Consider the following 3,366-nt stretch of genomic DNA (forward strand, 5'->3'; position numbering starts at 1 on the left):
CCGTCGAAGGCCCAGGCGGGCCGCAGGGCCAGCGTCAGGCGCGACTGCCCGCCGCTGGGGGCCAGGGCCGGCCACTGGCGCTGCAGTTCCTGCAGCTGTTGCTCGAAGCCGGGCGTGACCTCGGCGCTGTGCAGCACCTCGCTCGGGCCGATGCGCACGATCCAGGCGCGCAACTCGTCGGCGCGGCACTGGGCCAGGTGCACCACGCCCTGCGTCACGCTCAGCCAGGCCAGGCCGCAGGTGGCGCGTGCGCCGGGGTGCACCGCCAGCAGCAGCGATTCGGTCTTGTCGCCCAGCAGTTCGCTGTCGGTCAGGGTGCCCGGGGTGACGACCCGCACCACCTGGCGCTCCACCGGCCCCTTGCTGGTGGCCGGGTCGCCCACCTGTTCGCAGATGGCGACCGATTCGCCCAGCTTGATGAGCCGCGCCAGGTAGGTTTCCATGGAGTGGAAGGGCACGCCCGCCATCACCACCGGCTGGCCGGCGGACTGGCCGCGGCGCGTCAGGGTGATGTCGAGCAGGCGGGCGGCTTTTTCGGCGTCTTCCCAGAACAGTTCGTAAAAGTCGCCCATGCGGTAGAACAGCAAGGTGTTCGGGTGCCCCGCCTTGAGCTGGAGGTACTGCTGCATCATGGGGGTGTGGCCGGCAAGGGCCGCACCGGGGGCCAAACGGTCGGGGGTCATCGATCACTCAAAGCGTTGCACCGGCCCAGGGGCGGGCGGCGTCCAGGGCGTGATCATAGGATCACTTTCACGCGCTGCCGTGGTGCGGGTCGGGGGGCGTCAGGCCAGTTGCGCGATGGTGCGGCGGAAGCGCCGCAGCGACAGGGTGAACAAGGCCGCACCAATGAGGGCCAGGGCCACGAAGGACGGCCAGACCACCGCCAGTCCCGCGCCGCGGTAGAGGATGGCCTGGCTCATCTCGGTGAAGTGGGTGGTGGGCGCCAGCGACATGAGCCACTGCACCCATTCGGGCATGCTTTCGCGCGGGGTGACGCCGCCGGAGAGCATCTGCAGCGGCATCATCACCAGCACCATCAGCAGGCCGAACTGGGGCATGCTGCGGGCCACGGTGGCCATGAAGATGCCCATGGAGGTGGTGGCGAACAGGTGCAATCCGACCCCGGTGAAGAACAGGGCCAGCGAGCCTTCAATGGGCACCTGCAGCACCCCGCGGATCACGCCGTTGAGCGACACGGCGGACGCGCACATCACCACCAGCGCCATGGCCCAGACCTTGGCCAGCATGATTTCGGTGGGCGTCACCGGCATCACCAGCAGGTGTTCCACGGTGCCGTGTTCGCGCTCGCGGATCAGCGCCGCCCCGGTCAGGATGATGGACAGCATGGTGACCAGGTTGACCAGCTCCATGAGCGAACCGAACCAGACGTTGGACAGCGTGGGGTTGAAGCGAATGCGCGTGACCAGCTCTACCGGCAGCGCGGCCGTGCCGCGGTGGCGCTGCACGAATTCGTTGACCTCGCCCTGCACGATCTGCTGGGCAAAGCCGCTGCCGGTGAAGGCCTGGCTCATGCGAGTGGCATCGACGTTGAGCTGCAGCGCCGGCTGGCGCCCGGCCAGCACGTCGCGCTGGAAGTTGGGTGGGATGACCAGCACCAGGGTGTAGCGGCCGGCGTCCAGCCCCGGGTCCACCGCCGGCTGTTCGATGCGCACCGGCGCGTTGAAGGCGGGGGGGTAGAAGGCGCCGAAGATGCGCGCCGACAGGGCCGAGTCGTCCTCGTCCACGATGGCGATGGGCGTGCGGTGCAGCGTCTCGGGCATGGCCGTGCCCGCGGTGTACACCGCCACCGTGAAGGTGTAGACGATGAGGAACAGCATGGTCGGGTCGCGCCACAGGCTCCACAGTTCCTTCACACCCAGGCGGTAGATGTTGGCGAGGTGGCGCCGCATTCAGGTCTCCTGCTTCTTCAGCAGCAGCACCGCCAGCCCGACGATGACCGGCCCGGCCACGGCCAGCGGCCAGAACGAGGCGCTCAGGTCCTGAAAGTGCAGGGCCTTGCTGAACACCCCGCGGCTGATGACGAACATGTGGCTGGCGGGGTAGACCTCGCCCACCCAGCGGCCCACGCCCTCCAGCGACGACACCGGGTGGATCAGGCCGGCGAACTGCACTGCCGGGATCAGCGTGCCCACCATGGCGAAGAACATGGCCGCGATCTGGCTGCGCACCAGGGTGGAGGCCAGCAGCCCCATGCCGGTGGCGCTGAAGGCGTAGAGCAGGGCGGCCAGCGTCAGCGCGGGGAAGCTGCCGGTCATGGGCACGCCGAACAGTGTGACCGCGGCCAGCACCATGAGCCCGAAGTTGAGCAGGGCCAGGGCGACGTAGGGCAGCTGCTTGCCCAGCAGGAATTCGGTGCGCGTGGTGGGCGTGACGTAGAGGTTGATGATGGAGCCCAGTTCCTTTTCGCGCACCACGGCCAGGGCGGTGAGCATGGCCGGCAGCATCAGCAGCAGCAGCGGGATGACGGCCGGCACCATGGCCGGCAGGCTTTTCACGTCGGGGTTGTAGCGGAAGCGCGTCTCCACGTTGACCAGACCGGTGGCCGCCGTGCCGGTGCGTTCGACGCTTTGCTGGGCCAGCCAGTGCCCGTGCAGGCCCTGCAGGTAGCCGCTGACGGTTTCGGCGCGCTGCGGCATGGCGCCGTCCACCCAGGCACCGATCTGCACCGGCTGGCCACGGGCCAGGTCGCGGGCAAAGCCCGGCGGAATTTCCAGCGCCAGGGCCAGGTCGCCGTTGCGCAGGCGCCGGTCGATCTCGGCGTGGTCGGCCGGCGGCGGGCGTTCGACGAAGTAGCCCGACCCCGACAGGTTCAGGGTGTAGTCGCGGCTGAGCGTGGTCTGGTCGCGGTCGAGCACGGCGTAGCGCAGGTCCTCCACGTCCATGCTGATGCCGTAGCCCATCACGAACATCAGCAGCAACGAACCGAGCAGGGCCAGGGCGCCGCGCACCGGGTCGCGCTGCAGCTCCAGGGCCTCGCGCCAACTGTAGCTGTAGATGCGGCGCAGGCTGCGGCGCAGGCGCTGGCCCCGGGGCGGTCCGGCTGCCGGGACCTGGGCGGCGGCGCTGGACAGGGCCAGTTCAGGGGTGCGCACGGGGGGGCGGGGCGCTTCGCCGCCGCCGGCCGCCACCAGGTGGCCGATGAAGGCTTCCTCCAGGGTGCGGGCCCCCTGGGCGGCGACGATGGCCGCCGGCGTGTCGCTCACCAGCACCCGGCCGGCGTGCATCAGCGAGATGCGGTCGCAGCGCTCGGCCTCGTTCATGAAGTGGGTGGAGATGAACAGCGTCACCTGGTCGCGCCGGGCCAGTTCGATCATCAGCCGCCAGAATTGGTCGCGGGCGATCGGG

The 3,366-nt window shown here is 69.7% G+C and carries 3 protein-coding genes; all 3 read right to left on the bottom strand.

The features are described from left to right. Positions 1 to 683 (bottom strand): MutS N-terminal domain-containing protein (locus tag CON77_RS14855; protein ID WP_500778841.1); only part of this gene is annotated, 683 nt, incomplete at its 3' end. Between the two features lie 99 nt (positions 684 to 782). Further along, on the bottom strand, positions 783 to 1,910 hold the full coding sequence (locus CON77_RS14860) for an ABC transporter permease (RefSeq protein WP_101050380.1): 1,128 nt from the start codon (positions 1,908 to 1,910) through the stop codon (positions 783 to 785). Beyond that, positions 1,911 to 3,366: ABC transporter permease (locus tag CON77_RS14865; RefSeq protein WP_157826998.1), on the bottom strand; the 1,456-nt coding region annotated here is incomplete at its 5' end.

Origin of the sequence: Macromonas nakdongensis, from assembly GCF_002837145.1 — a bacterium.
GTDB classification, from domain to species: Bacteria; Pseudomonadota; Gammaproteobacteria; order Burkholderiales; family Burkholderiaceae_C; genus Macromonas_B; species Macromonas_B nakdongensis.

Excerpts from the sequence above, each read along its gene's own strand:
- CON77_RS14860 (WP_101050380.1), bottom strand. The coding sequence starts at position 1,910 with ATGCGGCGCCACCTCGCCAACATCTACCGCCTGGGTGTGAAGGAACTG.